Consider the following 23,869-nt stretch of genomic DNA (forward strand, 5'->3'; position numbering starts at 1 on the left):
AAGCATCGATTGCGGCGGTAAGCTTTGATCGAGCCCCGTCTGACATTCGCTTCAAACCAGTGTGTGATTATATTGCTGTTCAGTTAATTGTGATGGCGGCTTCCAATCCGATATCTGGAACAGGTCGGCGCTTGTCAGAGTTAAGATCGGGAATTAGTAGTCTGTTTTTGGAGAGGCGTCCGAGGCCTACGACACCTCGGACGGTTAAGATATCAAAGACCCGATATCCAGTAGATCGCAATGCTGCTCCTCTTAAGTGAACAGCATTGCGGCAAAATGGCCGGGCTTTTTTATGTGAGTTGATTAATGGATCAGTTTGATGCTGTCGGCAGCTTCTGGGTTAACGATAAATTGATTGTCATTGCCCTGAATTTCCCGAATTAGATTGTTACGTTCTATCTCCTCTGCTGAGGGAGGGTCGACGTGATGCCAGCGCTTGAGTTGACTGAGATCTCCGTGTAACGGCAGATCGTAAGTGACATACATGTACACAGACTTCTGGCAATGTCCCCCTTTACATCGTCAGGAGGATCTATAACCCCAAACACCCGCCGGATATTGCATTCGCTAACAGGAACCGAGTGATCCAGTTCCTCAAACTTCGCGGCCCGTCTTTCCAATTCGAATCGGGCATCTTCAGGATAGATATTGTGGAGGTCGCTGGTTAAACGCCGGTAAGTGGCGCTATGTTCGCGGCATTGTCGGGGGGTACCGCATTCCAGATTGTCCCGAATCCAAAGCGTTGAATAGATATAACTTTCGGTCACCAGAATGCTTTTCTTGGAGAACTTTTTTTTGCATATCAGTGTTTCTCCGCCTGTTGAATACAATTTGCCCCAAAACTCATTCTTCAGAGTTTCTTTGGGATCGTTGAGCTGGGTCTGGGCAAATGTCGATGTACAGGTCAGCGCCACTAAGCATGCTAGGACTGAACAGATGTCTTTCATGTGTGACTCACTATTTTTGTGCTTATTCAGTATCGATGGTCACAAAATCTATTTTTTAGCGCCGGTTAAGGCTATAGCGAAACCGGCGGTGAGCTCCGGCAGAACGAACTGTGAGAGACTCGGGTCCTGATAGTATAGTTTATAGACAGTTTGTTCAGGATAAAAGGATGTTTCCGTCAGATGCTTTTTTGTTTAAAAATGCATCTGGCGGAAATGAGAATGCGTTGCAGGCGCAGTAAAGTTGCAGTGCGCCCGTTAAATCTTTGTTCTTCGCCTGTCAGAGACGACGTTTGAAATCCTCGTATTCCTTTTTTAGCTCTTCGGCGAACTTATGGGCGGCATCTTTAACGTTCTGGCCGCTGTGCTCTGCTTCTCTGGAAACTTGGGAAACTTTCTGCCGGAACTGATCGTAGCGTTGTTCTAGCTCTTCCCAGTCATCTTTGAGGTCAGCTTTTGCCAGGTTGAGTTGTACCTGTAATTCATCTCTCTGCTGGGCGAGATCTTCTTTCAATTTCTGGAAATCATCTTTGAGGCTCATCGTTATCTCCCTTTCTGATTGCTTTGTTAGTGTGGGGCAGGCGCCCCGGGAAACCTTTGAAAAGCTATCTGCGTTATGACTACGACGTCAGGTGCACTCTTTCGCCAGCCATATTCCTTTGCAGGTGTGAAGGTCTTGCCAACGTTTTCAGAGGCTATAAAGATTATCCTTGTTGTAGTTTACGACAGATTGACAGGGGTCAATCTGTCGATGGTTTTGCTGGTGAGGGCGTCAGAGCGGTGCGTTGATCGAGATGGCGATCCTGGATTTTGGTAATCCATCCACTTTGTTTAAGTTTATCCATTTCCCTTTTCAGCTTGTTGACTGTAGTTTGGGAGGTGTCCTTATGGAAAGCGGCATAGAGATCGTGCGAGATGTCGCCCAGATCTAAGACAGGCTCCAGTTCGCTTGCACGATGTCCTTCTTTGTGAAGCATGATGGGAAGGCTGAGTTCATTGAAGGGGAGTAGGTCGATCCTGCCGGCAAAGAGTTTACGGATATTGAGCTCATCCTTGTTGACAAGGAGAATATTTTTACCTGTTTCGAAACCTTTTGTCAGAAGATAAGCCTGTTTGATGTCGGAATGCTCTCCACCCACAATGTACTGTTTGGCGTCTTCCAGTGAGTCGACTTTAATATCCTCACGAATGGCCAGTTTGTACATCCTTATGCTATATGGCGCGACTTTACCTACCCAGTGAAACTCATTCTCACGTTCTTTTGATCTGGCTATGGAGAATATCAGGGTGTTCGGAGTGTTCCGTGCCATGTGATAGGCTCGCGACCAAGTGAAAACTTTCAGGTTGTAGCTCAGCCCGGCTCTGGTTAGGGCCTTTTTGACTATTTCGGTGGCCATGCCGTGAACTTTACCGTTTCTCTCATAAGAGTATGGCGGAAAGTCTGTTGTTACGACTTGTATTGTATCCGCCTTGGAGATGGATGAGCACAATAAAGACAGGGCGAGGAGGAAAAGTCGAATCCGAAGCAATACTGAACCATCCCTGATGTTGGTGGAACATTAATCATAGTGTAGCAACTACTAGCAGTTTTGATACTTATGCATCGGCGATAGTTTGGGGATCTTGATCGGATAAAGAGATGGTTTTTCAATATATTACATTTTGTACGTCAGCACTGGGATAAGTACTGGAGATTGTCCTACTAAGGCTAATGGAGATATTACTGAAGATAAGGCTGTGTAATGGCGGACATTTCTCCGCTGTTTACCATTAAGGAAATTTCCTCGTCCAGAATTGTGCGCCAATCCTTCCGCGTTTGTTTGCTGTAAATGACCCACTGAGGAGTTGAACGAAACTTCGTGGGTAATACTTTTAATGGAAGTCCGCTGTTGGGAACCAGATAGTTGAGTCCGAGATCATGATAATAGAAAAAGCGGACAAACTGGTTTTTCGCGAGCACTTCGAGGGCGTTATCGAGCGTATGGAATTGATCATCGACCACTACGCCCCGTTGCTGTTTCAGGAAGGTGGCGGACGAGGTTCCCAAAAGTGCTCCGACCAGGGCTTTGGATTCAGAGAGATCGTTGAAGCTCTGGGGGATGAAGAGTTCTTTCTCGTGAGCTGCTACAACATTGCTGACTGAATACACGGGCAGGGTTGAATAGATGAAACGCTCTTCTCGCTTTGGGTTTCTTCCGGCTCCACAGTAGGCGTCGCTTATGCCACTTTCCACCATCATTAGAATCCGCTTTATTGGTAGAAGTTCCTTGGTAATGACAACATTGATGCCTTTAGCGTTCAGTCGTGACTTCAGCGCCATGTAGACGTCGCCGCAAAGCCCTCTGACTCTTCCATCTTTGATGAGGTATTTGGGGGCTGAATCCTGCATGACGAACTTCAGTGCTGTGTCGGATAATACGGGGAGGGAAAGCATTGTCAGCCAAGTGATAACCAGCAGCCTGATAGAAAGTAATCGTTTTGAGCCATGGGAAAGTGTCGGATGCTTGGTGAATGTTATACGGCCAAAGGGCATGCAGATGATCCAGGTGATTGTAAGGCGATATGTTTGGTGCTCAGTGAGCGCTCATTAAAAGTGTAGATCTTGGGAGCCAAATGACAGAACGTTTTAGGATAGAGTGTTACATTTTTTTGAGACTGTCGATTTAAATTTTCTGGGCGGTAATTTAATAACCATCAGATTGCTTGCAGTAAAAGAAAGCGTCTGAGGCTGTTCACCGAAAGTTTGGTGATGGGGGACGGGAAAATAATGAGGCCTATGTGGGAGATGCGCTGGCCTCGACGAGATTGAGTGGTAGCTAGGCCAAGCTGGCCGCGGGCGGATTCGATCGGGGCCGCCCAGGCGGGCAGGCCGCCTGCGTCGACCCCAGCAAAAACAAAAAGGGTCGGCCAAAAAAAAGCCCGCTAAATTAGCAGGCTCTTTGAAATTTGAGTGGTAGCTAGGGGCGGATTCGAACCGCCGACCCCAGCATTATGAGTGCTGTTATCTAACGTAAAGCATTGATTTTATTAACTGTAAGTAGCGTGACCGTACCAGTTTTCCTGCAGTAGACAGCAATAGGCTGCATCAGGATTACGCAAAAATCACGCACCGTAAAATCTTTGCAGGTGACAGCATGATCATTAGGACATTTCTGATAGCCATGGTTTTGGCGGCTTTTTCCACATCCTCAATTGCCGAGACGTTCACCGTTCATGGTGGCGGCTGGTCTCATCACATAGACAGCAGTGATTACGATTACAACTCAAACCACCGTCTGATTGCAGGCGAGTACCGCGACTGGATAGGCGGATACTTTCGGAATTCTTTTGATGAAGACAGTTTCTTCATCGGCCATCGATTCAATAAACAGCTTGGTGACATCAGGCTGTCGATAATGCCAGGGGCCACATATGGCTACCGGCACTGCACAAAACCGAAAGACCTGGACGGTAATGATCGCCGGGTCTGTCCTGTCGTCGTCCCTTCCGCGACTTACACCAAGTACCAGGTAAAGCCCACTGTTTCACTCATGGGAACCGCTGTGGTTCTCACCATTGAGCTGGACCTTGATAGCGAGATCTTTGGCAATAAGTGAGAGAAGCGCATGAACAAAGGCAAAGTTGAATTAATTAAATACGAACAGAGTTCAGAGCCGCTCAATGAAACTACGTTTGTCTATCTGGTCGAGCACAACAACGGGGACACAATGCTACAACAGAAGCTAACCATTTATGGTAACCCCAGGACTGTGCCCACTACATGGACAGCCGAAATAGCAATGGACGATTTCCCACCGCAAGAATCACCAGGTGATGCGGCAAACAAGTTGGCCGATTGGCTGGAAAGGATAGCGGCATCCATACGATCTGGTGAGTTTCACTCATTTGAGCGGACCAAATATATAGATCTTGATGAATACAAGAAGGTCTCGTAGGTCATAAGTGATTGATTTTTCAGGGCCAGCTAGGCCACCCCTAATCCTTTGTATATGCAAGGGTTTCAGCCACTTGTGGTGGCCTTCTATACGATTTCAAAAATTAGTCGAAGCCCGCGCGGCAGCTCCACCCCACGGTGGATTGGGATAGCCAGGGTCCCCGGCGATGAGAAATATTCTCATTAACATGGTCTGACAATATATAAGTTATTGATATTAATATGAATATACAGAGAAGAAAGCTAGGCAAGCTGATAGCCATGACTAAAACGATTACTAAACATATGGAGTTGTGGAGGGCTCATCGGGAGAGGATCGATACCTATTCGCCACTGTACCGTGAGGTTGTAGTAGAGCAATACAGGGCATCTGTAGAAATGCAACTGGACGCGATCAGAGCTACGCCAGTAGAAGTATTCAGGCCTGACGGAAAAGTGGATAGGCGTCGACTGAGGCGGATGCAAAGGAGGCTGAAATGGAAGGTCGTCAAGCTAGTAGATAATCGGGATGGGGTGAGTGTTGCCTCTTCTGTGGAGCTGTTTCTATCTGATCCAGCTGTAAGGGGGCTTCAGATCAACGTGGATTCACCAGGTGGACAGATATCGGCAGGGGAGGAGTTGGTCCAGTGACATGCACCTATTGCGGCAGCAGATACCACACTTATAATTATTGCCCTAAGACCTGGGCAGGCTCTTCGAACCGTGTGCATCTGAGGTGCTCCTATTGTGGGAGCCGTAAGCATAACCGGGATGCGTGCCCTAAAGCATGGCCCGGTCCTAATCCTGTAGCCATAGGTGATTGAAGGGCGGATCAACCGCCCCATACTCTCTGATAGAAGTCATCGAAGCCTGTCACAGCATAGGATTTGTAACCTTTCCAGCCATAATCGACAGCCCCATCATGAAAGCCTTTCCTGAACATGACCCGGTAGGTCGTTTCCTGGGCATCTACAAAGGCTTTTATATCCGCCTTGCTGATCCAATAGTCCTTAAATGACACGTTCTTATACATCACCTTGTCATATTCAATCTCGCCATATGAATCCACATTGACAGGGGGGAGCTCGACTAACCTGCCATCAATCTTAAGCATCAGTGGTTCGTCTGGTACAAATGAATAGGTGCCGTCGACTGCGAATGTGAAGAAAGCCCGGTCCTGCTTATCGCTGTCCCAATATAGGCCAGCCATGAACCCGCCATGCTCGATGATTGCCGGCGACAGGTTAACAACACGCTTGTTGTCAAATTGTGATGTCGATTCGGTGATGATGCCCCTGGTGCTTAATGCTGAGTCAACTGCTGCACAGCTGCAGAGCACCAGCATGGCGATTGAAAGTAACGCGGCTCTCATGTAATCCTCCGTTGATTTGTATGCCGGTTAAAAGTAGACCAGGCGTCACGTATCGTCAACATGAGGCAAAGGTAGTGAGAACGGTATCAAAGACTGTAGAGGTAGAGTTTATAGAACAGCTGTGCGAGTGCGGTGGGGTTCTCAGGACGCTTGACCGGCACGCTGAAAGAACTGATAAATGGATGGAAGAGCAAATTATTCATACTCACCCCACAACCTGGGATGTGAAGTGTTCTAAGTGCGGTCAGGAGTCGTCCACATCCTTTCCTTGGCCGGTAATCAAGTACAAGGGCAAGCGGTTCCTTTTGGAAGAGCATGTTAAAGGGAAGGTGAGCGCCTTAACTGCGTTATTAAGGCGCTACTCTTTGACAAAAAGCCCACGAGGGTAATTTGTCTATCAATAGCGCTCGCCACGGTCAGATGGCAGGTCTTTTGTCCACCCCAGGCAGTAACGAACATATGAGCCCTGCGTATCTTCAAACTGTCCTGGTGCGACTGCGATAAGAATCCACCCCAGCTTGAGGAGACTGTTCGCTTCTTGTATACGCATGGTCTCTATCACTTCTCTAACATCTGACAATTCCATTTCGACTTGCTCCTTATCTTTTTTGAATCATTGGCTGATCAAAAATATAGCAGATTTTATAGTGCGCGAGCTGATCGATTGACAGGATACTTGATAATTTTCGGCTTTTAGTGGAACTATGTTGCTTTCACAAACTTAACTCATGTTGGCCAGAGGTAACTGGACCTGTATAAGGAAATCCTATGAGTATCGATGCGCGTCAGCCGGAACAGACAGTAAAGATTAAAGCGACATATACTCCCCCACCTGACTTTTCTGAAGGTGGGAGAGAATACCGTAGAAACATCCTGGGCAGCTCTTCACTAATTGCCGTCCTGTTGTTTTCTGATTCTTTGAAACCGGCAATTTTTGGAGTCGAGTTAAATGTGCTGAGTATGTGGGTATTCTTAGGGGTGGCACATGTTTATTTTTTCATCATGTGGCGGCTCACAACAAGCATAGCAAACGATAAGAATGGTGAATTTTGGAACTTGAAAGGCATATGGAGGCAGGCTGGTTTAATTGGTGCATGGAGTTTTGATGGCAAGACAAAAGCGCAATTACTCTTTATTCGAGCGCTCCCTATATGGGCCTTTCTTTTGGGGCTGGCCGGAATACTCTGGGGGTTATTCCAAAGCAGCCCAGCAGCATCGATCTGAGTTTCTACGGGAGAGAAGCCTCATACTCCTCTTAGGTGTCCAATTTTGATAAGGCGTTTACTCGCTATTCCTCAACCTCAAACTGCTTTTGAATGCAGTTCAGTGCATGCGGGTAAATGCTTTGCACAAAGTCTGTCCACTCATCCGCAAGATCATCGTCATACTCTGGGTCGTCATCAGTGTACGGACAGACTAAATCCAGGCGTAGTGCCTCATAACCCAACATGTCAACAATGTGCTGAGCCTCTTCTTGGGTAAGGGGCAGCTCTTCGGTAGACCGATCATATTTAGCGAGGATAGAGAGGCACTTTGGGAACTTCTCTCTTTCTGCAATTTTAACGATTGGCCCATACAGTGCTTTTTGAAATTTAACTATCTTGGTTTCCATGTTGCTGTCTTACACCTTAATGTTCGTGCAAATATACCTGTTCTGTTCGAGGAGGGTATTAATTTTATTAATAAACTCTGATTCCAGCATAACCCGACAGGCGTTAATCATTGGGTGTGATTTATCTTGGTAGTTAATAACTAATCCTTCAGGGAGTGGCCCAGGTGTGATCATCCAAGCTGTTTGCCCCCTGAAAAGATACTTCCCCCGGATCTTCTTATTTCTAAGAGTTTCCATTGAGTCGGCAAATGATAGCCCTTTATTGGGATTGGGAATAAGTAGTTTGTCTTCAGCAAACGGGTCGGCAGCCTTGTCGAAGTCGGCAGGGCGTAAACCGTCCTTTTGCAGATATTTTGGATTGCTTTTGCTTTTGCTGGAGCGGTAGACCTCTGAATGCACAACTTCAATCCAGAAGTCTTCAGGGCTTGCGGTAGTGTAAAAGGAGTGTCTTAAAAAAATATCCCTATTTCTCATTCCATGACCTAACTTGAACTAATAAAAATCGGCTGGGGAGGGTAGCAGGCTAACGCCAGGTGCTCAATCGACCATAAGGCATATTTCGAAAGGAGGCGACCCAGCCGGGCCGCTATCACTGGGCATCCATTGCAATTATGTTCAGGCATCCGTGCGAGTGACGAGGAGCATGATACCCACTCTCACAGGGCAATATAAGGCAATATATCACCTATCCCTGTGAGAGATATCTCAAAATAGCCGGTCCTGTGGATCGAAGTTACAATACACCAGCTCGTTTACCTCCACCCCAGAATTACCACCCACCGTGTGGTTCAGCTTAAACTCCCGCAATTCCATTTCACTGAAGCATTCCCGGATGTCTTCGTGATCATTGATACTGATGATCATCCTGCCCTTGATCGACTTGGCTAGTTCAGCCATTCGGGTGTATTGACTCCAATCGAACGGGCAACCGTAGCCAGCTGTCTGCCAGTATGGAGGATCCAGGTAAAAAAGAGTGTCTGGCCGGTCGTATCTTTCGATGCAATCAGCCCAATCAAGCTTCTCGATCACAACACCAGCCAGACGTAAGTGCGCTTCACTCAGATTCTCCTCTATCCGGAGCAGGTTGAGCTTAGGTGGGCGTGTTGCACTGGTGCCGAAGGATTGTCCCTCTACCTTTGCGCCGAATGCTGTCTGCTGCAGGTAAAAGAATCTAGCAGCACGTTGAATGTCTGTGAGGCCAGGGATGTGAGCATCTTTCAACCATTTGAACATCTCGCGACTGACTAACGCCCATTTAAATTGCCTGACGAACTCTTCTAAGTGATGTTGGACGACTCGGTATAGATTCACCAAGTCGGAGTTAGTGTCATTAATTACCTCCACATGGCTTTGTTGTTTCATGAAGAACAACGCACCACCTCCACAAAATACCTCTACGTAGCATGTGTGTTCGCCGAATAAAGGGAGTATCTGTGGAGCTAATCGGCGCTTGCCCCCCATCCAATTGATAATTGGTAATGTCATTGCGAGTTCCTTTACAAACCTAAATCTGTTGACTAGGCTTCTTCCTGCCTCGCGAGGCGGGAAGGCCTTGGGTGCTCGCATGGCTTGCTCATGCTGGCGCTGTCCGGTCATTGTTGGCGCAATGGCCGGTCGCCTTCTTTCTTCCGAGGTGCTTTTACTTCTGCTGCCCCTCCTTAATTGCTATAACTTTTATCCTGACAGCCCGATGGTACCAATATTCAAATTTGCCCATGTCCAGCTGTGCATTGCTGTTGATAAGCCGGCAGAAAATCAGCATGGCAATTACTCCAGGTAAATAGAGAAACTGGAACCACCAGGCAATCTGGAGTTCTATGGTGATTGTGTTGCTTGTCATCGATCACCCGCATAGATAGATACATGCAATCTGCTTGGTTGTTTCTGATTCATCTGCCCAGGTGACGGGCTCCATGGCCTTTGCGACCACGACGCGCATATCAGATCCGGAATAGAGCATTCCTTTTCCAAGGGTTGAGCTGGATGTGATCAGGTCACCCACTTCAATATCGCCGCCTTCGTCACAGATGTTTATCTGGCCTTCACCAACGCCATTTACAGATGCAAGGTAATAGAGGTTTGATTTATTGACATATTCTTCTTCTGGCATTAACCGCATCGAAACCGGGCCAACATCTTGCTCTGGCAGTTCCTTAGTCCATACAATTACTCCGAAGGTGTCTTTTGATGCCGGAGAATCCTGCACCTCAATACCTAGAATCGTGTTAGATACTCCCCTTCTTGCGATGACAAGCCCAGCTTTTACAATGTCTCCAGGTTCATAAGGAGGGCCAATTTTGGGTAGTAAGGCATCATGAGCGCCTGTGAATGGGCCGTAGTTTGTTCCAGCTCCAGAAGCATAGAAATCATAGGAGGGGCCAATAGATGTAGCTGCCTCGCAGGCAGTTCCACCATATGAAGTAGCATATACGCCTCTACCGTTTTGGGAGTGAGACCCACGCACCCCTACAGAGCCAGCAGATGTCCCAAGAGCCCTACCTTCTACTCCATTGCTGTTAATAGATCTTCCGAGTATTCCTGCTTTGGAGTAGCTCCCACCGAATATTCCATTTCTGGTCCAATTCGAGGAAGTATTTCCTACCACCAAGTGGCAGTCGTTATAGATACTGTCGTTATCTCCAAGGGTAATAGTTCTGTCAATGGTTCCATTCCCAGTATCATTAAATACCCTGATCTGATCCGTTGCATCGCTAATCTCTGTTCGAGCACCGGTTGTAGATGTTTGTATTGTTCCTCCGGTGATGGTCGTAGCTGTCACAGATGTGCCGTTTATGCTTCCTCCTGTGATAGTTGGGGCACTGATTGATATGCTTGCAGCAACACTCGTCGCCTGAATGTCCCCGCGCACCTGAAGGGTAGACCCGTTCCATGACAGGAAGTTTGAGGAGTCGCCATTCAGGAAAAAATTGCCTGAGTTGTCCATGTAGGTCTGCCACATGGAGCTATCGTAATAGCCCAGATGAGTATTGGTGAGGTACAGACCAGAACCGGCTGGCGCATTACCAAACCGAGCAGGGATGTTGGAAACGTTTGATGACCAGTCAGCCCCAAAAGTGGCAAAACTAGACAACCAATTACTGCCATTCCACCGGTATACGATGTCGTCATCGGTGTCATACCACAGATCACCGACACCCTCAGCAGTTGGAGCCGTGGCCTGATAGAAAGTTGTGACCTTGCCATCGGCTGTTGCTTGGGCTCCAGCAGCATTTGATATGGCCTGGGCAATCTCCGTATCCTGTGAATCAACCCAGCTAGATCCATTCCACCGGTAAACCCTGTTTCCATCGTCGGTATCAAACCACAAATCACCAACACCTGAAGCTGTAGGTGCACCTGTTTGAAAGAATGTTTCGATCTTTCCATCTGCAGTCGACTGAGCACTGGCAGCATCTGATATGGCCTGGGCGATATTTGCTGTAATTGTGGTCGAGGGAACGCCGTTTACGTTGGCAGTGTCGTTTGCAGTGTTGTCAGCCGTTACATCAGCGTCAGAATTGACTATGGGAGTGACAGAACATAGGGCGATATGAAGCTCTGAGAGCCCCATCCCTGTCCAGTTTAGGAAATTAACAGATGCGTACTTTGCCGTAGATGTTGGGGTATATGTTACTTCGGCTGTCTGCCAAGCGGTCGTAATTGCTGCATTCTCGAACCCTATCAGAACAGCTCTGTCACCGCTTACGTTGTAGGAAGGTTCCGCCCCGCCTACACCGCCTTCGCTTACGTGGGTTACTCCGTCAGGCAGCTCGCTGTCATATTCCCCAATCCTTACATAAAGGCCGGATGCGCTGTTTTGATCAGATTTATATCTGAACTTAAGCCTGTATTTTGTTTCTGGCTCGACTCTGAAAGCGGGATAAGCAACGCCGACAGAAGAGTCTGTAGCGCTATATATCTTTATATGGCCAAGAGCCTGGTCAAGATAACTTACAATGCTTGTGCTTCCACCAGAAACAACTCTAACACCTGCAGGCCTGCCATCCTTTGCCACAATCAGGCCTCTTGGATTGGAGTGCATATCCCCGCCATTTGCCGCAACATCATTAAGATCAGGGGCATCTGAAAGGTTGGAGTAACCGCTGCTGTTTCCGGTAAGTGTCACGCTACCGGTAAATATCGCGCCACCGTCATCTTTAACGCCGAAAATTACAGTCCCATTGTCTTCAGCGCTCAACAAATAGACATCCCCACCCAGGCTCTTTGGACCCAATGTGGCTTTAATATTTCCGTTGACAGCCTGGACGATTCCCAAGGTAGTGATAATGGTTGTGGCAGCGAGTGAACCAGTGGCGATCTTGCCGGCGACAATGTTCTCGATCTTCGTGGACGGGATAGCGTCGTTGTCAACGTAAGTGTTAATGAATGCCAAGTCAGCGTTGGTGATCGATGCCCATGGTCCGAGCTCATCAGGTGTAACCAAGTCCAAAGTGGTGGCACCTACTTCTGCATAGCCCCCAGCGCCGAATACGTCATACAACTTCAGCCTGAAATAGTATTGGGTGCCTGTATCGAGACCGCCGATTGTGACTGCGGAGCCGTAGAAAATGCCCCTGCTCGTTGAGCTGTTTTCAGCCACTGGGGTGGAGGTGTCCACAAATACTTCAAAGTAAGCATAATCCTGGTCGGTAGGTGCATTGAATTTTAGAGCAACCGAGCTGAATCTGGGATTAGCTGTCAGACCTGTGGGCGTAGCTGGGGCAGGGTTATCGACCGTGAGAGTGGCTTCGTTACTCTCCTGTCCCTGGTTACCAATGGCTTTTACTTTGACAGTGATTTCCCTGAAGTTACCGTCTTCCAGGTTCTTCTCGCTGCTGTATGTGTATGCCCGGTCGGTAATCTGTTCTGTCCTGACCAGGATGGCACCGTTGTAAATCTGCAGCTGATAGTAAGCGAAGTGCTCTTTCTGGTAGTTATTATCGGTGAATAGGAAATGTGCATCGCGTCCAGTGAACTCGGTGCCACCTTGTTTCAGGGCGATAATGGGCACCAGCAGCGGGAGCACAGTATCTCGGGTTGCAGGAATACTGATATCTTCAACTGTCCACGATCCTGTCTGATAGGACTTGGATCTCAGACCTGACTTTGAGACAGAGAATGCACGGAAGTTATACGTGGAGCCATCACTGACAACTGTCACAGTCGCTTCAGGGGAGGCCGCGCCCACATATGTCCACCCTATTTGACCGTCCAGCTGATAGTAGATCTCAGAATAGCTATAAGCATCATCACCCGGATCCGTGACGCTTATCTCAAGCGTTGATAGGTTACCCTGGGCGCTGGCCGGGGTGTTTGTTGCTTCCTGGATATTGATCGCACTGGGGATCGGTGCATATTTGATCTCTGGCGCTGGTGCAACATAGCCAGTAAGCATCTGCACGCGTACCCAGGCTTCTGAAACGTTCTCTGCCAACCCGGACGCACTCTTTAAGGCTCCGTCGCCGTTAAAGGTGCGATTTGGGGCAAGGTATGTCCCTACGTATTTTGATGCCACGGCATTCTCTATACCGCGATATCGAGGATCCCAGCTTGAGCCAACGGTGTCCGCGATGTGTTTTTTGCCGAGTATGTAATAGGAGCCATCTAAAACTGGGCTTAACCCGAACCTAACAACACAGTTTGATGTCGTGATGTTGGGTGGGTTGTTTTGGCCGTCAACAAGGAAATAGATACCACCAGGGCAACCACCTGCGCCGGATCCTGCTTTTATGAAAGCGGGGGTTCCTGTGCTGATGACTTCGAATGCTTGCCCAGGACTCCCGGCACCTCCGACATTCTTAATTTTACCAGCAGCTCCAATATCCGCCCCGCGAGAAACTACCAACAATCCTGCAGCGCCATCTCCACCTGATCCACCGGGGGCTGTACCGGTATTTATTATTGAGCTTACAGCTTCGCCGCCTCCTGATCCTCCATTACCTTGGATATCAGTAGGAAGTCCCCGAGGAACTCCGTCATTGCCAACAGTAACGTTCAAAAATGGAGGCCAGTCCCGGTCAGGATTAGCAGATCCTTCATTGTTCAAGCTCTGGATTCTGGCCTGTGAATCATCGCCGAACTTAATACCTTTCCCTGCTAATGTCCGACCAATACCTGACGTAGTTCCATCCAATCCACCAACCTTGCCCATATGGCCACCGCCGGTCAGGATCATATCCCCGTTTTCTTGGAAGAAGCCGCGAATCCTCATCTGTACATTGTTGACAATGTTAACCCTGGCGCCTGAATCAACGGTCAAATCTTGGTCGCAATAAAAAATAGAGCCAGAACTTCTAAGGTTACTGCCACCGGTCAAAGTAATTGTGCCTGTTACGTGCGTGACACCACCTACCTCGGTGACTTGGCCAGGGAAGTTTGTCTCGTTGATTTCGGTTCCCGCAGATGAATACCAACTGTCAGTTATTGCGGTACCTGGCTCCTGTGGAGGGATCGCACCAGCTGGCTGACTACTGCCCAGAAGGCGGACGACAACGTCCCCGGTCTCCCAGTCAGTGGAGATCTGTTGGATCTCGAAATTTCGATCAAGGGTTAGTGTGCCGGTTGTATTGGTATAGTCGGCCACGTTCTCCAACTTGACCCGCACGATGTCGCCGACCTCCAGGTCGTTGTTATCTGCCAAAAGGACAAGGGTGATTTCGAGTGGTGGGCCAGCATAGGCATCCCGGAGGGCGTCGAAGTGGTTCTTAATTACATCGAAGCTGTGGCGTGATGAATGTAGGGTCTTGAACTTGATTTCTTTGAGCTTACTGACACCGTGCCTGGTTATCGAATCAGAGTCTGATACAGCATTTACCCGGCGATAGGTTTTCTCGACCGGATCGTAGCTCCACTGGATGGAAATCAGGTTGATAACTGAATCCATATTGTGGGTAAGTTCGCCATAGTCCTTGACGTTTGAATCAACATTGAGTTCGCGGATGTAAGAGCCGCTGGAGTGAATGACAGTCCTTCGACGTAGCCCCATTTCACCGCTTGAATAAACTGGAGAGAAACACCCCATCAGCAGAAGCAACTGTTCCTCGATGTACTTCTTACCATCGACTTTCGATTGTCCACGGACGACGGCGGCAAGCCCCTCATCAAAATTCGTGAGATCCCACAGGTCGGAGCCAATATTTAGAAAGTCGCTGGTACGGATGTATTGAGCGTCGACGCCGAGGTGCCAATGGTCTGGTAGAAACTCGCCGGCATAACCGTATATTGAACCGGTCAGCAGAGCGTACAACAACATAGGCGCAGGCATTTCGAGGTAGACATACTCCTCGATGACCGGCGCATTATCTTTATTTGAGTCGTTTGACTTCTCGATATCCTCAATCAAGTGGGCAGTATCGAGCACACCCCAGGTGCAACCGGTAAATGAATTGGCAGTCTTCCCGGTGTACCGCACAACGCACTTATTAGGGAGCATGATGTAACCGACAGTCTGCCCAGATGCGTCTGTAATACCGGAGGGTGAGACGGGCTGCTTGACCATCTCAAAATCAGATGTGTCATATACTGGAATGGTCGACGCTCCAGCTGCCACAGACTGGCTGAGCGCTGTTTTCTTAACGTCAAAGATGTCTTCCCGGAGCAGGCGCTGAACATCACTGCAGTTGAAGGTGTACTTCCCTTCCTCGTATACGACCTCGCTCACAACTTGCGTGGTGGCCATGATGAAATCAGACCAATCCAACTCAGTGGCACCTACCCAAAAGCGCGCACGCTTGCCTTTCAGGCCTTTATCAGATGAGCTGAGTTTGTCACTCTGCAGGTCAGTCAGGTCGATGTAGGCTGGCGTGCCTGAGCCTTGGATATCCAGGGCATGGAACGTCAGAGATCCGATAGTCGACAGACCTTTATCAGGGGATATCTTCTGGCTGGTACCGGAAATGTTCTGCAGGACACCTTCATAGACTTCACCGGTTAGACCCTGAATGGGTCCGCTGGTGAAATAGACAACATCCGTATTGGCTTCATCAAAACTTAACTCGATGACATAGGCGACATTTACGACATCGAGGCCCCAGGCCCCAACGAAATTGGAGTTATCAGTCCTCACGGATCACCTGTTATATAAAGCGGATTGAAAAGGAGTAGGAAAGGAGTTGGTAGTTGCGGGGATCTGGCGTATAGCCGTTTGAGAGCATTGCAGTTTGAGGCAGTGTCACATTCGTCCACTTACTTTCGAGCGATACGATGCTGAAAGTCTCACCGCCATCGATGGAAGCAAAGAATTCAGCCAGCTGAAATATCTGGTCAATGTCATCTGTGGGAACAGACCGACACTGAAACTCGATATAGCTGCCGTGTCGCAGGGATTTTGAAAGTGTCTGCTTTTTGTTAAATGCTGTGCTGACGATGCTGCGCGGTCGCGGTTGGAACTCTGCCAGCGGGATAGTGATGCTCTTAAAATCGTTCTCTGAGGTGCCGGATGTCAGAGAGCGAAGGGCGGTATATTCAATTATCATCATTCACCCCTTAGATCCTGGCCATTACGGCTTGTATTCGTTACCAGTACAAAGTCGGTGGATTCGATTTGGTCGCGCAGCGGCTCAAGGATTGCTCCAGCGAGTTCCTGTGCGAGCTTCTCCGGGTCACCGTTAAGTGTCGCGCCACTAAAGTCGAAAATTATCTGGCCACGGTTTCCTGTCTCAGATACTGGGCCTAGCGGTTGCTGTGGTACGGTTGGCTGATAGGCGGCACTATTCGCAGAGGAAGACAGAGAGCCCCCGCCACCGAACTGCTGGGATTTGATTTGCTTGATCTGCACCAACGTCGCTGCAGCAGCGGCTGCGGCGAATGCTGCGCCAAGGGGAGGACCACCAAGCTGGGCACCAAAGTTGTATGAGTGGACAACAGCCTCAGCGCCAGCGATCAGGGCATTTGCAATGGCGGCTTTTTTCCCGATCTCAAACAGCTTTTTGTTTTCGCTGTTCATCAGGGTGGACAGGTTGCCAAACACCATCTTCGCGCCATCCAGCGCCGGCTGGAACTGGCTAAACTGCAGCTGCCTCATCACATCTGTGTGGCGACGCTCCTCTGCCTCTAATGCTGCATTGGCTCTTTCCCTTAGTGCCTGGTTCTCTGCTGCCGCAGCTTCGATCAGGGACCGTGTTTCCTCGTACCGTGCCAACTCAGCGGCAAAGGGATTATCTTTTGATGCTTCAGCGGACTGCTCTTCTTCCAGGGCAAAAAATGATTCCTGAATAGCCAGGCTTTCGCTGAGGCGAGCTTCTTCCTTAACTTTCCTTAGCTGTTCCTGGAGCTGGATCTGTTCTTTGAGGCGCTCATTGATCAGTTCCTGACCTCGTGTCTGCGCCTCCAGGAATCCCAGCTCAGTGTTTTCTACATTGGCATTCCGGATTGCCCTGATACCCGATTCGTAAGCCTTGTTAGCCGCCTCCTGACTCTTGATCCGCTCCTTGATTAAACCGTTGAGTACTTCCTCACCACGTTTAGCTGCATCGATAAATCCGAGCTCGGTATTTTCGACACTGGCATTGCGGATGGCGCGCAGGCCTTTGACGTATTCATCTGTCGAGCTCCCCACACCTTTCAGGGCTTCGTCGACATCCTTCAGAGCCTTCTCCAGCTGCTCTTGAGCATCGGCGGCATCCTTTGCAGCGCGCACCTGCTCTGCGAGTTTTGCGGCTATCTCAACAAATGCAGGGGAGGTGTTGCGGGCTTCGACACCAAGCTTGGCAACGACTTCCTCAAGGTTGTTTAGGTTGTCAGTGGTGGGAGATAGCCTGGCTGTTGCAATAGCATCAATGAATAACAGCGCCTGATCTCTGGATAGGCCGAAATCCTCTTGGAGCTCTACTAATTCTTCCCGAAGTTCGGACACCCCAAGAATGGCCGCTGCGTAGTTAGTACCGCCCTGGTTCTCAACCTCAGCCAACACTACAGCGACATCTTTGCCGGCTTGCTCAAGTGCAATTAACTGGTTGACCGCATCATTGATATCAGTCTCGAACGCACCGCCAAAACCATCCTCAAGGGTTTCTTTTAGGGCTCCCTGTGCTTCATTGAATGCCTTGGTGGCATCCACCAGCCCCCGGGAGATTTCTAACTGAGCAGATAAGCGGGAGGCTCGAGCGAGTTCCAATACTTCATCTGTAAGCTCCCTGGTTCCGCGCTTGGTTGTCTTCAGGACAGAATCCAAACCTTCCAGCGCATCCTCCAATCTCTCGGTTGCTGTGCTGGATTCGAATAGAGCAGGGAGGAAAGCGGTACCAAGGGCAGCACCAACGGCGATAAACGCACCAATGACCGCACCACCAGGACCGAAGATGCCCGCGATTTGCGAGCCCTGCTGACCCAGCGCTACCATCAGGTTGGTGCCGGATTGCAACTGGACGGCAATATCCTGAACCTGGAAGCCTAACTGACCAACTGCGCTCCGCATTTTCTTAGTGGAGGCTGCGGCTTTCTTGCTCGCTTGGTCGATTGCACCCATCTCGGATGCCATCTTTTTGTTGGCCCGGTCAATCTTCTGCGCGGAGGATTCATACTGAGCAACCTGCTGGCGCAACTCGCGCTCAGAGTTAGTTGAATCCAACTCCAGAGTAATTTTGAGCTTTTCTTTAAACGGCACTTTTCGCCCCATGAAGAGTTGCAATCACATCGGAGCCAGACTGTTCAACCCGTTCCTCTTTAAAGAAGGGCATGAACATCGATGGCTTGACGGGTGGTTTGCCTTTGGGAATTTGGATGTTGATGAGTGCAGATGTCTGCATTCCGGCGCGGAGATCGTCTCGCGTGTAGTCCCACGGTTGCCGGTTGAATTCAGCTCGCCAGAGGTCGTATTCCCAGGCTGGCATCCCTTCCAGCATTTCAGTGAGGGATCTCCATCCGAGTGTTCTGGCAAGTAGGAGCTGGAACTGTAGATCCGGGGACTCTTCTATTCCTTTTCGGGCGAATCCTCGGCGCTGATCTTGTTCAAGCTCAGTGCTTCATAGAACATCGGCAGCACTTCGGATGGGTGTTCCGCGCCAAAGTCGTCCCACTCATCCATTGTCATGACAGGAATTCCGTCGCCATCTGTAACGGCCACAGACAAAAGGGCGGGGACGTAGTATTCCTCCCCCTTCTGATTGGATGTCATAAACACTCGCTGACGCTCGGACAGCTTTATTTTCTTGAGGAATACAGTACCCAAAGGGGTGTTAGTTTTACGCTCGGTCAGGTTCATGATGCATACCCTGTCAGCACACCACTGGCGCTGATGCTTACGTTTGTAGTTACCAACCCTTGAGCGGATCCGCCTGGGTTGAGTGCCGCAGATACAGTCCCGTAGAAGTAGACTTTTTCCCCTGAAGGGAAGGTGATCCGGAATGCCCGCTCGGCGTTGGTGTTCGATGCTGCCTTTGCAGCCAACAGAGCTGGGTCAGATACAGACCAGTGTGAGGTGAAGCTGAACTCAGAGGGGCTTACTGATGTTGCTGCCTGGGTTTTTTGCTTCTGGTGAATGGTTGTGGTGTCGGTGTACTCAGGCTCGCCCCCTGAAGCATTTACATCGGTAAATGTCGAGAAGGTTGTACCAAAGGTAACGACCTGGAATGTACCTGAGCTGAAGTCGTCATAGTCGCTGGTGTCTTCCCCTTCCAGCTCAAATGATCCAGCAGCTGCGTTGGCCACCCTGAACAAACGGGCATTAACCTGGGACATACCTTGTGCTGTAACGAGAACAATATCCCCGTCACTTGGATCAGCTCCGGCATGGGTCACCACACCTGGACTGGCTTTAGAAATAGCGGAAATAGCGACGGCTGTTGCAATGGCAGATTGCATAGCAACGCCTACGCCCGACCAATAAGTGGACATGAAAGCACCTCCTACGGTGGTGAAACTAATCGCTGTATTTGATGGTGAAGCGGTGGGTTATTCCTGGCGTGCCGTCGTCGAGGTCGCCGTACTCGTAACCGGCATAGGCGATGGCACCTAATACCGATCTGAGGGTGGAATCAGTGAGAATGGATGTCCGGATCTGGTCCGCGACGGTATCGAGATCTGAGTCATCTGCGAGTTGCTTGTAATAAGAAACGTACAGAAGTGCCTCGGTTGAAAAGGTCAATCCCATGACCGGCTCTACATCACCCTGAGCCACAAATACTTGCACGAACTCTTTGTCGTTGCGGGTATCTGATCTGCGTGATGTATAGGTATTGCCGGAATAGGAGAGGGCGACAGTATCTTTAACGGCCTGTCTAACCTGTTCTCTTGTTGGCATATTTGGTTGTCCGGAAGTTGAACTCTTGTGCGAGCACCTTGGGGTAAACCTGCTCCATGCTGCGCTCAATTTCCTTGATGGTTTCTTCGTCTACTGTGTTGGATATGTCGACGCTCAGTCGGCGGATGGGGTACCGCTTGCTGGTCTTACGCTCCCAGGCGTGAAGCTTCCTGTTCTTTCTGCTGACGCCCACGAATCCTTTCGGGAACACATGCGAGCGAGCTTTGACTCCGTATCGTTTTGTGCGCCCGCTCTTGAGCCGGGTTACACGCCGGGCTCTGGTGATTTCACCTTGGGTCATCATGTTTATCACCGATATTCCACGGCGATAGACAGTCACCCTGGCCCGCAGCTTTCGAAAGGTCGCTTTGCCCAGGAAGATCCGCTCAGATATGAGCTTCTGCTGAACATCTGCACGCGCGGAGATTGACTTCTTAAGCTTTGATGCTGCGTGCTCTATCGTTCTGTTGGCAGCACGAACGTGGGAGGCCTTTGTCTCATCGTTTACGATTGCCTCGATCTTGCGATTTAATCGGGTAATCTGTTTGGACAGGGATTCAGACAAGTAACACCTCAAGGTAAATCCGGTGACCATCGTCTGAAAGAATGGATACCACTTGAAAAGTGCCATCACTCAGTTGGAACTTATCACCCTTGGTAACGGTCCCTACCTGTTCCTTGAACACGCTGATTTCGTAATCAACCCGATAGACTTCACCGTACTGATTGGTTCTTTCCACATCCCGGCTGAGGGAAGCCTGAACCAACGAGGTACCGTTAAACACAGCATCTTCGCCAAACACTTTATTGAAAGCAGGCTCCAATGCTTTGGATATAACCCGATCAAAGAGACTAGCCATGATTCACCAAGATAAAGCGGCCAAGAGGCCGCTATAGGGGGGAGTGTTGATTAAGTCCGTCTGCCGCGTTGCAGCATCTTCGGACGGCTGCAGAGAGCTGTGCAGTAGCTGTACACCTCGATATCGGCGTACATATTGCGCTTCGTGTCAGGGATGATCATCGGATAGACTTCCTGCCCTCTCTTTCCGATCATTTCGAAGGTTTCCCCAGGGCTGTAAATCATTTGGAATACACCAGGTGCATTCACAGGGAAGAATTTAACCTTATCGGTTCCCACTGACACAGTGGTCCCATCGTCTGTACCACGGTAGTTTGTCCATTCGATACCACCGTAGCGGAATGACTCATAAGCGATGCCATCGCGCAAATCCGCTGCTTGCTGAGTGTTGAGGTAGGTTTCACGCACCTCTGGATGGGCGGTCAAGTCATCCCAGAAATTATCACCACAGTAGGCTCGAACAAACGTACGGCCAGGAATCCATGCACCCTTGGCGGCTTTCATCATTTGACGCACCACTTGGCTACATTTTTTTCGAATTGCACCGCTGGCCGGAGATGCGTTATCCAAATCAAAATCGATTTCCGTATCTTGGGTGACACCAAATTCGGTAAACCAGTTGTAGATCTCGCTGGTGCCATCAGCATCCAATACCGAGCCCTGGATACAACCCAACATATGGTTTTCCCACGTAAGCTCTAAATCCCTGATTAGTCCGTCAGGTCCGTTCAGGCGATCTGCCACTTCCATTTGCACCTGAGCGACTTCCGTTTCGCTACCAAATGCGCGGATATCTGCCAACTCAGAAGCGGTAATGCGATCTCCTTTGGCCAGTCGAACTGTCTCAAATGGACGTGCTTTGCGTTTTTGGCGATCACGCTGTTCCAGTGGCTCGCCCCGTTTTGATGTTTTAACCAAGCTCAATACACCGTCTTTCTCTTCGATATAGAAATGCTTGGTGCGGATGTAACGCGGTGTGAAGATACCAGAGTTACGTAACATGGAAGGAAGGAAATCCACCTTCCTGAACGCATTCGCCATAGTGGTGACACTGAATGCATCGTTGTTGAAAATATCTATTGTTGCCATTTGTTGGCCTCCAGAAACGAAAAAACCCGCCGAAGCGGGTTAATGAATTTGGTGATTAAGAAGGGAAGAACTTAGCGGACGATAATCCCCAAGGCTGCGAGCTCGGTGATGGCAGTTGCCTTCTCGTTATCGGTGATGCCGTCTGGCCATTCCAAATCATAGCCATTGACCTCGCAATCTCTTACATGTGCCACGGCGTCTGCGGTGGTGCCCGTCGCGATTACAGCGTCAAACAGAACACCTGCAGCAACGTCGACATCTGCAGTGGTAGATGAGGGGTCGAGTTGTTTGTAATTCCCTGTGGAAGCCACCTTGGCAATAACGGTACAAGCGCCCAGGTCTTCACCGTCGATTGTGACTCTTTCGCGTGAGCGGCAGCCATTGGCCTCGGATACGATATATTCTCCGGCGTGGCGGCCTTCGGTTAATGTCGCCATTATGAGTTACCTCGTGTAGTGGATTGAATGGCTGTATCCCAGCCGTTTGACTCCGCTCCAGGAGCGGTATTCTTTATTGCGCGATCCCAACCCTTTGAATGGTCTTCATTCGCTGCAATCGGGTTGTGTGCAGAGTTGATGCTCGTCTCTTCATCTTCGTCAGCCATCGCCTCTTGCAACTTGATACCCACGGCCTCAGCTGACAAGCCTTCGGCAATATAAGCGTCCGCCTTGTCATCAGCACCAGCGATCTTGCAGAAAGTGGTAATGGCCTTCGCAGCATTGAGGCGTTGTTGAACTTGGTCGATAGAGGCTTTCTCGCGGATCAGCTTTGCCCCCAGTTTTGGGTAGCCAGCATCTGCACACATCTCTGTGATAGCTGCGGCATCTTCGGCGCTAAATGCTGATGCTTCAGGTTCTGGTGTAGTTTGTGGCTCTTTTTCCTCGGTATCAGGGGTGTTGTCTTCAACCTTTGGCGTTGAGCTGGTTTCAGTGGACATTTGAAATGCTCCTTTACTGGATTTCTTGGAGTTCAGATGGTCTGCAAATTCATCAACAGCGTCATGGCCGTTAATGAGTTGGTCAGCGAATCCGATATCTACAGCTTCGCCGGCTTCGAAGACGGCAGCCTCGGTATTGAGGACAGCCTCGAGTGAGATGCCGATATTGTTTGAAACGATGGTTGCAAACTCTTGGCGCATCGAATCTATAGCTTTCTGGTACCGGTTCAGAACTTTGTCTGGTAGATCTTGGTATGGGTTGCCGTCAGCTTTGTGTTTGCCGGAATAAATCAAGGTGACCTTTCTACCTGCGTTCTCCATTTCCTTCTCACGGCTCACGTGTGCCATGATCACCCCAACTGAACCCGATACACCTGTCTGTGTAATTAACCGGCGCTGTGCGGCGCTGGCCAGGGCAAATCCGCCACTTGTCGCCTGGTCGTATGTCAGTGCCCAAATGGGCTTATCTTTTCCAACGCGCTTCAGGACCTCCACGCAGTCGAAACAGCCGGACACTTCACCACCAGGTGTATCCATGTCGAGCAATATGCCTTTTACCTCTGGATCTTCTGCCGCTGCCATTGCCCGGGCCACAAGGCCGTCATAGCCGGTCATACCTGAGTAAGGCTGGAGGTATCCATGCTTATGCACCAGCGTCCCTGACACGGGCAAAACAGCGACACCTCGGTGGAGCATATAAGGTCTATGTCTATCCCGATCAGATGAAAAGCTGGCGGCTTTTGCTCGAAGTTTTTCGCCAACCAGTACTTCACCTTCTGGGGAGCTCAACTCAACGATATTTAGCCGCGGTGCAATGGCTGAGAAAAATACCTTGGCGTAGCCAGGATCAACCGCCAGAGGCTTACCAAATACTCTGGCAGCTATGTTTATAAAATCGGGCATGG

27 protein-coding genes and 1 pseudogene are annotated in these 23,869 nt (G+C 49.6%); 5 read left to right on the forward strand and 23 right to left on the reverse strand.

All coding sequences use genetic code 11. The features are described 5' to 3' along the window. Nucleotides 1–260 (forward strand): annotated as a pseudogene (locus tag F566_RS36400) (IS4 family transposase); the annotation flags it as partial. A gap of 43 nt (nt 261–303) precedes the next feature. On the opposite strand, the gene F566_RS38375 reads toward F566_RS36400, so the two are convergent. From F566_RS38375 to F566_RS0120505, 5 genes are all read right to left on the reverse strand, one after another. Beyond that, nucleotides 304–468, reverse strand: a complete 165-nt coding sequence (locus tag F566_RS38375) for an endonuclease (protein WP_425402012.1) — start codon at nt 466–468, stop codon at nt 304–306. After that, nucleotides 396–914, reverse strand: a complete 519-nt coding sequence (locus F566_RS37200; protein WP_051085404.1) for a hypothetical protein — start codon at nt 912–914, stop codon at nt 396–398. The genes F566_RS38375 and F566_RS37200 overlap by 73 nt, the downstream gene beginning before the upstream one ends. A gap of 310 nt (nt 915–1,224) precedes the next feature. Beyond that, a complete protein-coding gene (locus F566_RS0120495) occupies nt 1,225–1,485 on the reverse strand; it encodes a hypothetical protein (protein WP_020408906.1) in 261 nt (86 codons plus the stop codon). A gap of 199 nt (nt 1,486–1,684) precedes the next feature. Next, entirely contained in the window at nt 1,685–2,341 is a 657-nt protein-coding gene (locus F566_RS33585) for a substrate-binding periplasmic protein (RefSeq protein WP_020408907.1), read from the reverse strand. Nucleotides 2,342–2,664: 323 nt separating this feature from the next. Then, on the reverse strand, nt 2,665–3,477 hold the full coding sequence (locus F566_RS0120505) for a substrate-binding periplasmic protein (protein WP_020408908.1): 813 nt from the start codon (nt 3,475–3,477) through the stop codon (nt 2,665–2,667). A 601-nt stretch (nt 3,478–4,078) separates the two neighbouring features. On the opposite strand from F566_RS0120505, the gene F566_RS0120515 reads away from it, so the two are divergent. The 3 genes from F566_RS0120515 (at nt 4,079) to F566_RS0120525 (ending at nt 5,508) form a co-directional block, all read left to right on the forward strand. Then, entirely contained in the window at nt 4,079–4,540 is a 462-nt protein-coding gene (locus tag F566_RS0120515; protein WP_020408909.1) for a hypothetical protein, read from the forward strand. A gap of 9 nt (nt 4,541–4,549) precedes the next feature. Continuing rightward, nucleotides 4,550–4,879: a hypothetical protein gene (locus F566_RS0120520; RefSeq protein ID WP_020408910.1), complete on the forward strand. Its 330-nt coding sequence runs from the start codon at nt 4,550–4,552 to the stop codon at nt 4,877–4,879. Between the two features lie 260 nt (nt 4,880–5,139). Further along, entirely contained in the window at nt 5,140–5,508 is a 369-nt protein-coding gene (locus F566_RS0120525; protein WP_157496953.1) for a hypothetical protein, read from the forward strand. Between the two features lie 181 nt (nt 5,509–5,689). On the opposite strand, the gene F566_RS0120535 is transcribed toward F566_RS0120525, so the two are convergent. Next, nucleotides 5,690–6,229 carry a hypothetical protein gene (locus F566_RS0120535; RefSeq protein ID WP_020408912.1) on the reverse strand — a complete coding sequence of 180 codons (540 nt, stop codon included), beginning with the start codon at nt 6,227–6,229 and terminating at the stop codon, nt 5,690–5,692. Nucleotides 6,230–6,626: 397 nt separating this feature from the next. Then, complete coding sequence (locus tag F566_RS0120545; protein ID WP_020408913.1) at nt 6,627–6,815, reverse strand: hypothetical protein; 189 nt, start codon at nt 6,813–6,815, stop codon at nt 6,627–6,629. A 182-nt stretch (nt 6,816–6,997) separates the two neighbouring features. On the opposite strand from F566_RS0120545, the gene F566_RS0120550 reads away from it, so the two are divergent. Next, complete coding sequence (locus F566_RS0120550; RefSeq protein ID WP_020408914.1) at nt 6,998–7,453, forward strand: hypothetical protein; 456 nt, start codon at nt 6,998–7,000, stop codon at nt 7,451–7,453. A gap of 64 nt (nt 7,454–7,517) precedes the next feature. Here the strand turns inward: F566_RS0120550 and F566_RS0120555 are convergent, their stop codons facing one another. The 16 genes from F566_RS0120555 to F566_RS33590 form a co-directional block, all read right to left on the reverse strand. Continuing rightward, complete coding sequence (locus F566_RS0120555) at nt 7,518–7,841, reverse strand: hypothetical protein (protein WP_020408915.1); 324 nt, start codon at nt 7,839–7,841, stop codon at nt 7,518–7,520. 9 nt (nt 7,842–7,850) lie between these two features. Next, the gene (locus F566_RS0120560) at nt 7,851–8,315 is read right to left on the reverse strand and encodes a hypothetical protein (RefSeq protein WP_020408916.1); all 465 of its coding nucleotides are present in this window, start codon (nt 8,313–8,315) and stop codon (nt 7,851–7,853) included. 231 nt (nt 8,316–8,546) lie between these two features. After that, complete coding sequence (locus F566_RS0120565) at nt 8,547–9,326, reverse strand: DNA adenine methylase (protein WP_026180175.1); 780 nt, start codon at nt 9,324–9,326, stop codon at nt 8,547–8,549. Nucleotides 9,327–9,480: 154 nt separating this feature from the next. Continuing rightward, entirely contained in the window at nt 9,481–9,681 is a 201-nt protein-coding gene (locus tag F566_RS0120570; protein WP_020408918.1) for a hypothetical protein, read from the reverse strand. 3 nt (nt 9,682–9,684) lie between these two features. Further along, nucleotides 9,685–15,906 (reverse strand): hypothetical protein, encoded by a 6,222-nt coding sequence (locus tag F566_RS0120575; RefSeq protein WP_020408919.1) that lies wholly within the window; start codon nt 15,904–15,906, stop codon nt 9,685–9,687. Nucleotides 15,907–15,916: 10 nt separating this feature from the next. Next, nucleotides 15,917–16,318 carry a hypothetical protein gene (locus tag F566_RS0120580; protein ID WP_157496955.1) on the reverse strand — a complete coding sequence of 134 codons (402 nt, stop codon included), beginning with the start codon at nt 16,316–16,318 and terminating at the stop codon, nt 15,917–15,919. Beyond that, nucleotides 16,315–18,444 (reverse strand): phage tail length tape measure family protein, encoded by a 2,130-nt coding sequence (locus F566_RS0120585; protein WP_020408921.1) that lies wholly within the window; start codon nt 18,442–18,444, stop codon nt 16,315–16,317. Before F566_RS0120585 ends, F566_RS0120580 begins: the two co-directional genes overlap by 4 nt. Then, nucleotides 18,434–18,682 (reverse strand): phage tail assembly protein T, encoded by a 249-nt coding sequence (locus tag F566_RS0120590; protein ID WP_020408922.1) that lies wholly within the window; start codon nt 18,680–18,682, stop codon nt 18,434–18,436. Before F566_RS0120590 ends, F566_RS0120585 begins: the two co-directional genes overlap by 11 nt. A 68-nt stretch (nt 18,683–18,750) precedes the next feature. After that, a complete protein-coding gene (locus F566_RS0120595; protein ID WP_020408923.1) occupies nt 18,751–19,041 on the reverse strand; it encodes a hypothetical protein in 291 nt (96 codons plus the stop codon). Then, nucleotides 19,038–19,673 (reverse strand): phage tail tube protein, encoded by a 636-nt coding sequence (locus F566_RS0120600; RefSeq protein ID WP_020408924.1) that lies wholly within the window; start codon nt 19,671–19,673, stop codon nt 19,038–19,040. Before F566_RS0120600 ends, F566_RS0120595 begins: the two co-directional genes overlap by 4 nt. A 25-nt stretch (nt 19,674–19,698) precedes the next feature. Further along, nucleotides 19,699–20,079: a hypothetical protein gene (locus tag F566_RS0120605; protein ID WP_020408925.1), complete on the reverse strand. Its 381-nt coding sequence runs from the start codon at nt 20,077–20,079 to the stop codon at nt 19,699–19,701. After that, nucleotides 20,057–20,644 carry a phage tail protein gene (locus F566_RS0120610; protein WP_020408926.1) on the reverse strand — a complete coding sequence of 196 codons (588 nt, stop codon included), beginning with the start codon at nt 20,642–20,644 and terminating at the stop codon, nt 20,057–20,059. The genes F566_RS0120605 and F566_RS0120610 overlap by 23 nt, the downstream gene beginning before the upstream one ends. Continuing rightward, nucleotides 20,637–20,939 carry a head-tail joining protein gene (locus F566_RS0120615; protein WP_020408927.1) on the reverse strand — a complete coding sequence of 101 codons (303 nt, stop codon included), beginning with the start codon at nt 20,937–20,939 and terminating at the stop codon, nt 20,637–20,639. Before F566_RS0120615 ends, F566_RS0120610 begins: the two co-directional genes overlap by 8 nt. Before the next feature lie 50 nt (nt 20,940–20,989). Beyond that, nucleotides 20,990–22,027 carry a major capsid protein gene (locus F566_RS0120620; protein ID WP_020408928.1) on the reverse strand — a complete coding sequence of 346 codons (1,038 nt, stop codon included), beginning with the start codon at nt 22,025–22,027 and terminating at the stop codon, nt 20,990–20,992. Between the two features lie 71 nt (nt 22,028–22,098). After that, nucleotides 22,099–22,464 carry a head decoration protein gene (locus F566_RS0120625; RefSeq protein ID WP_020408929.1) on the reverse strand — a complete coding sequence of 122 codons (366 nt, stop codon included), beginning with the start codon at nt 22,462–22,464 and terminating at the stop codon, nt 22,099–22,101. Then, on the reverse strand, nt 22,464–23,867 hold the full coding sequence (locus F566_RS33590) for a S49 family peptidase (protein ID WP_020408930.1): 1,404 nt from the start codon (nt 23,865–23,867) through the stop codon (nt 22,464–22,466). Before F566_RS33590 ends, F566_RS0120625 begins: the two co-directional genes overlap by 1 nt. Nucleotides 23,868–23,869: the final 2 nt, after the last annotated feature.

The organism is Hahella ganghwensis DSM 17046 (assembly GCF_000376785.1).
GTDB classification, from domain to species: domain Bacteria; phylum Pseudomonadota; class Gammaproteobacteria; order Pseudomonadales; family Oleiphilaceae; genus Hahella; species Hahella ganghwensis.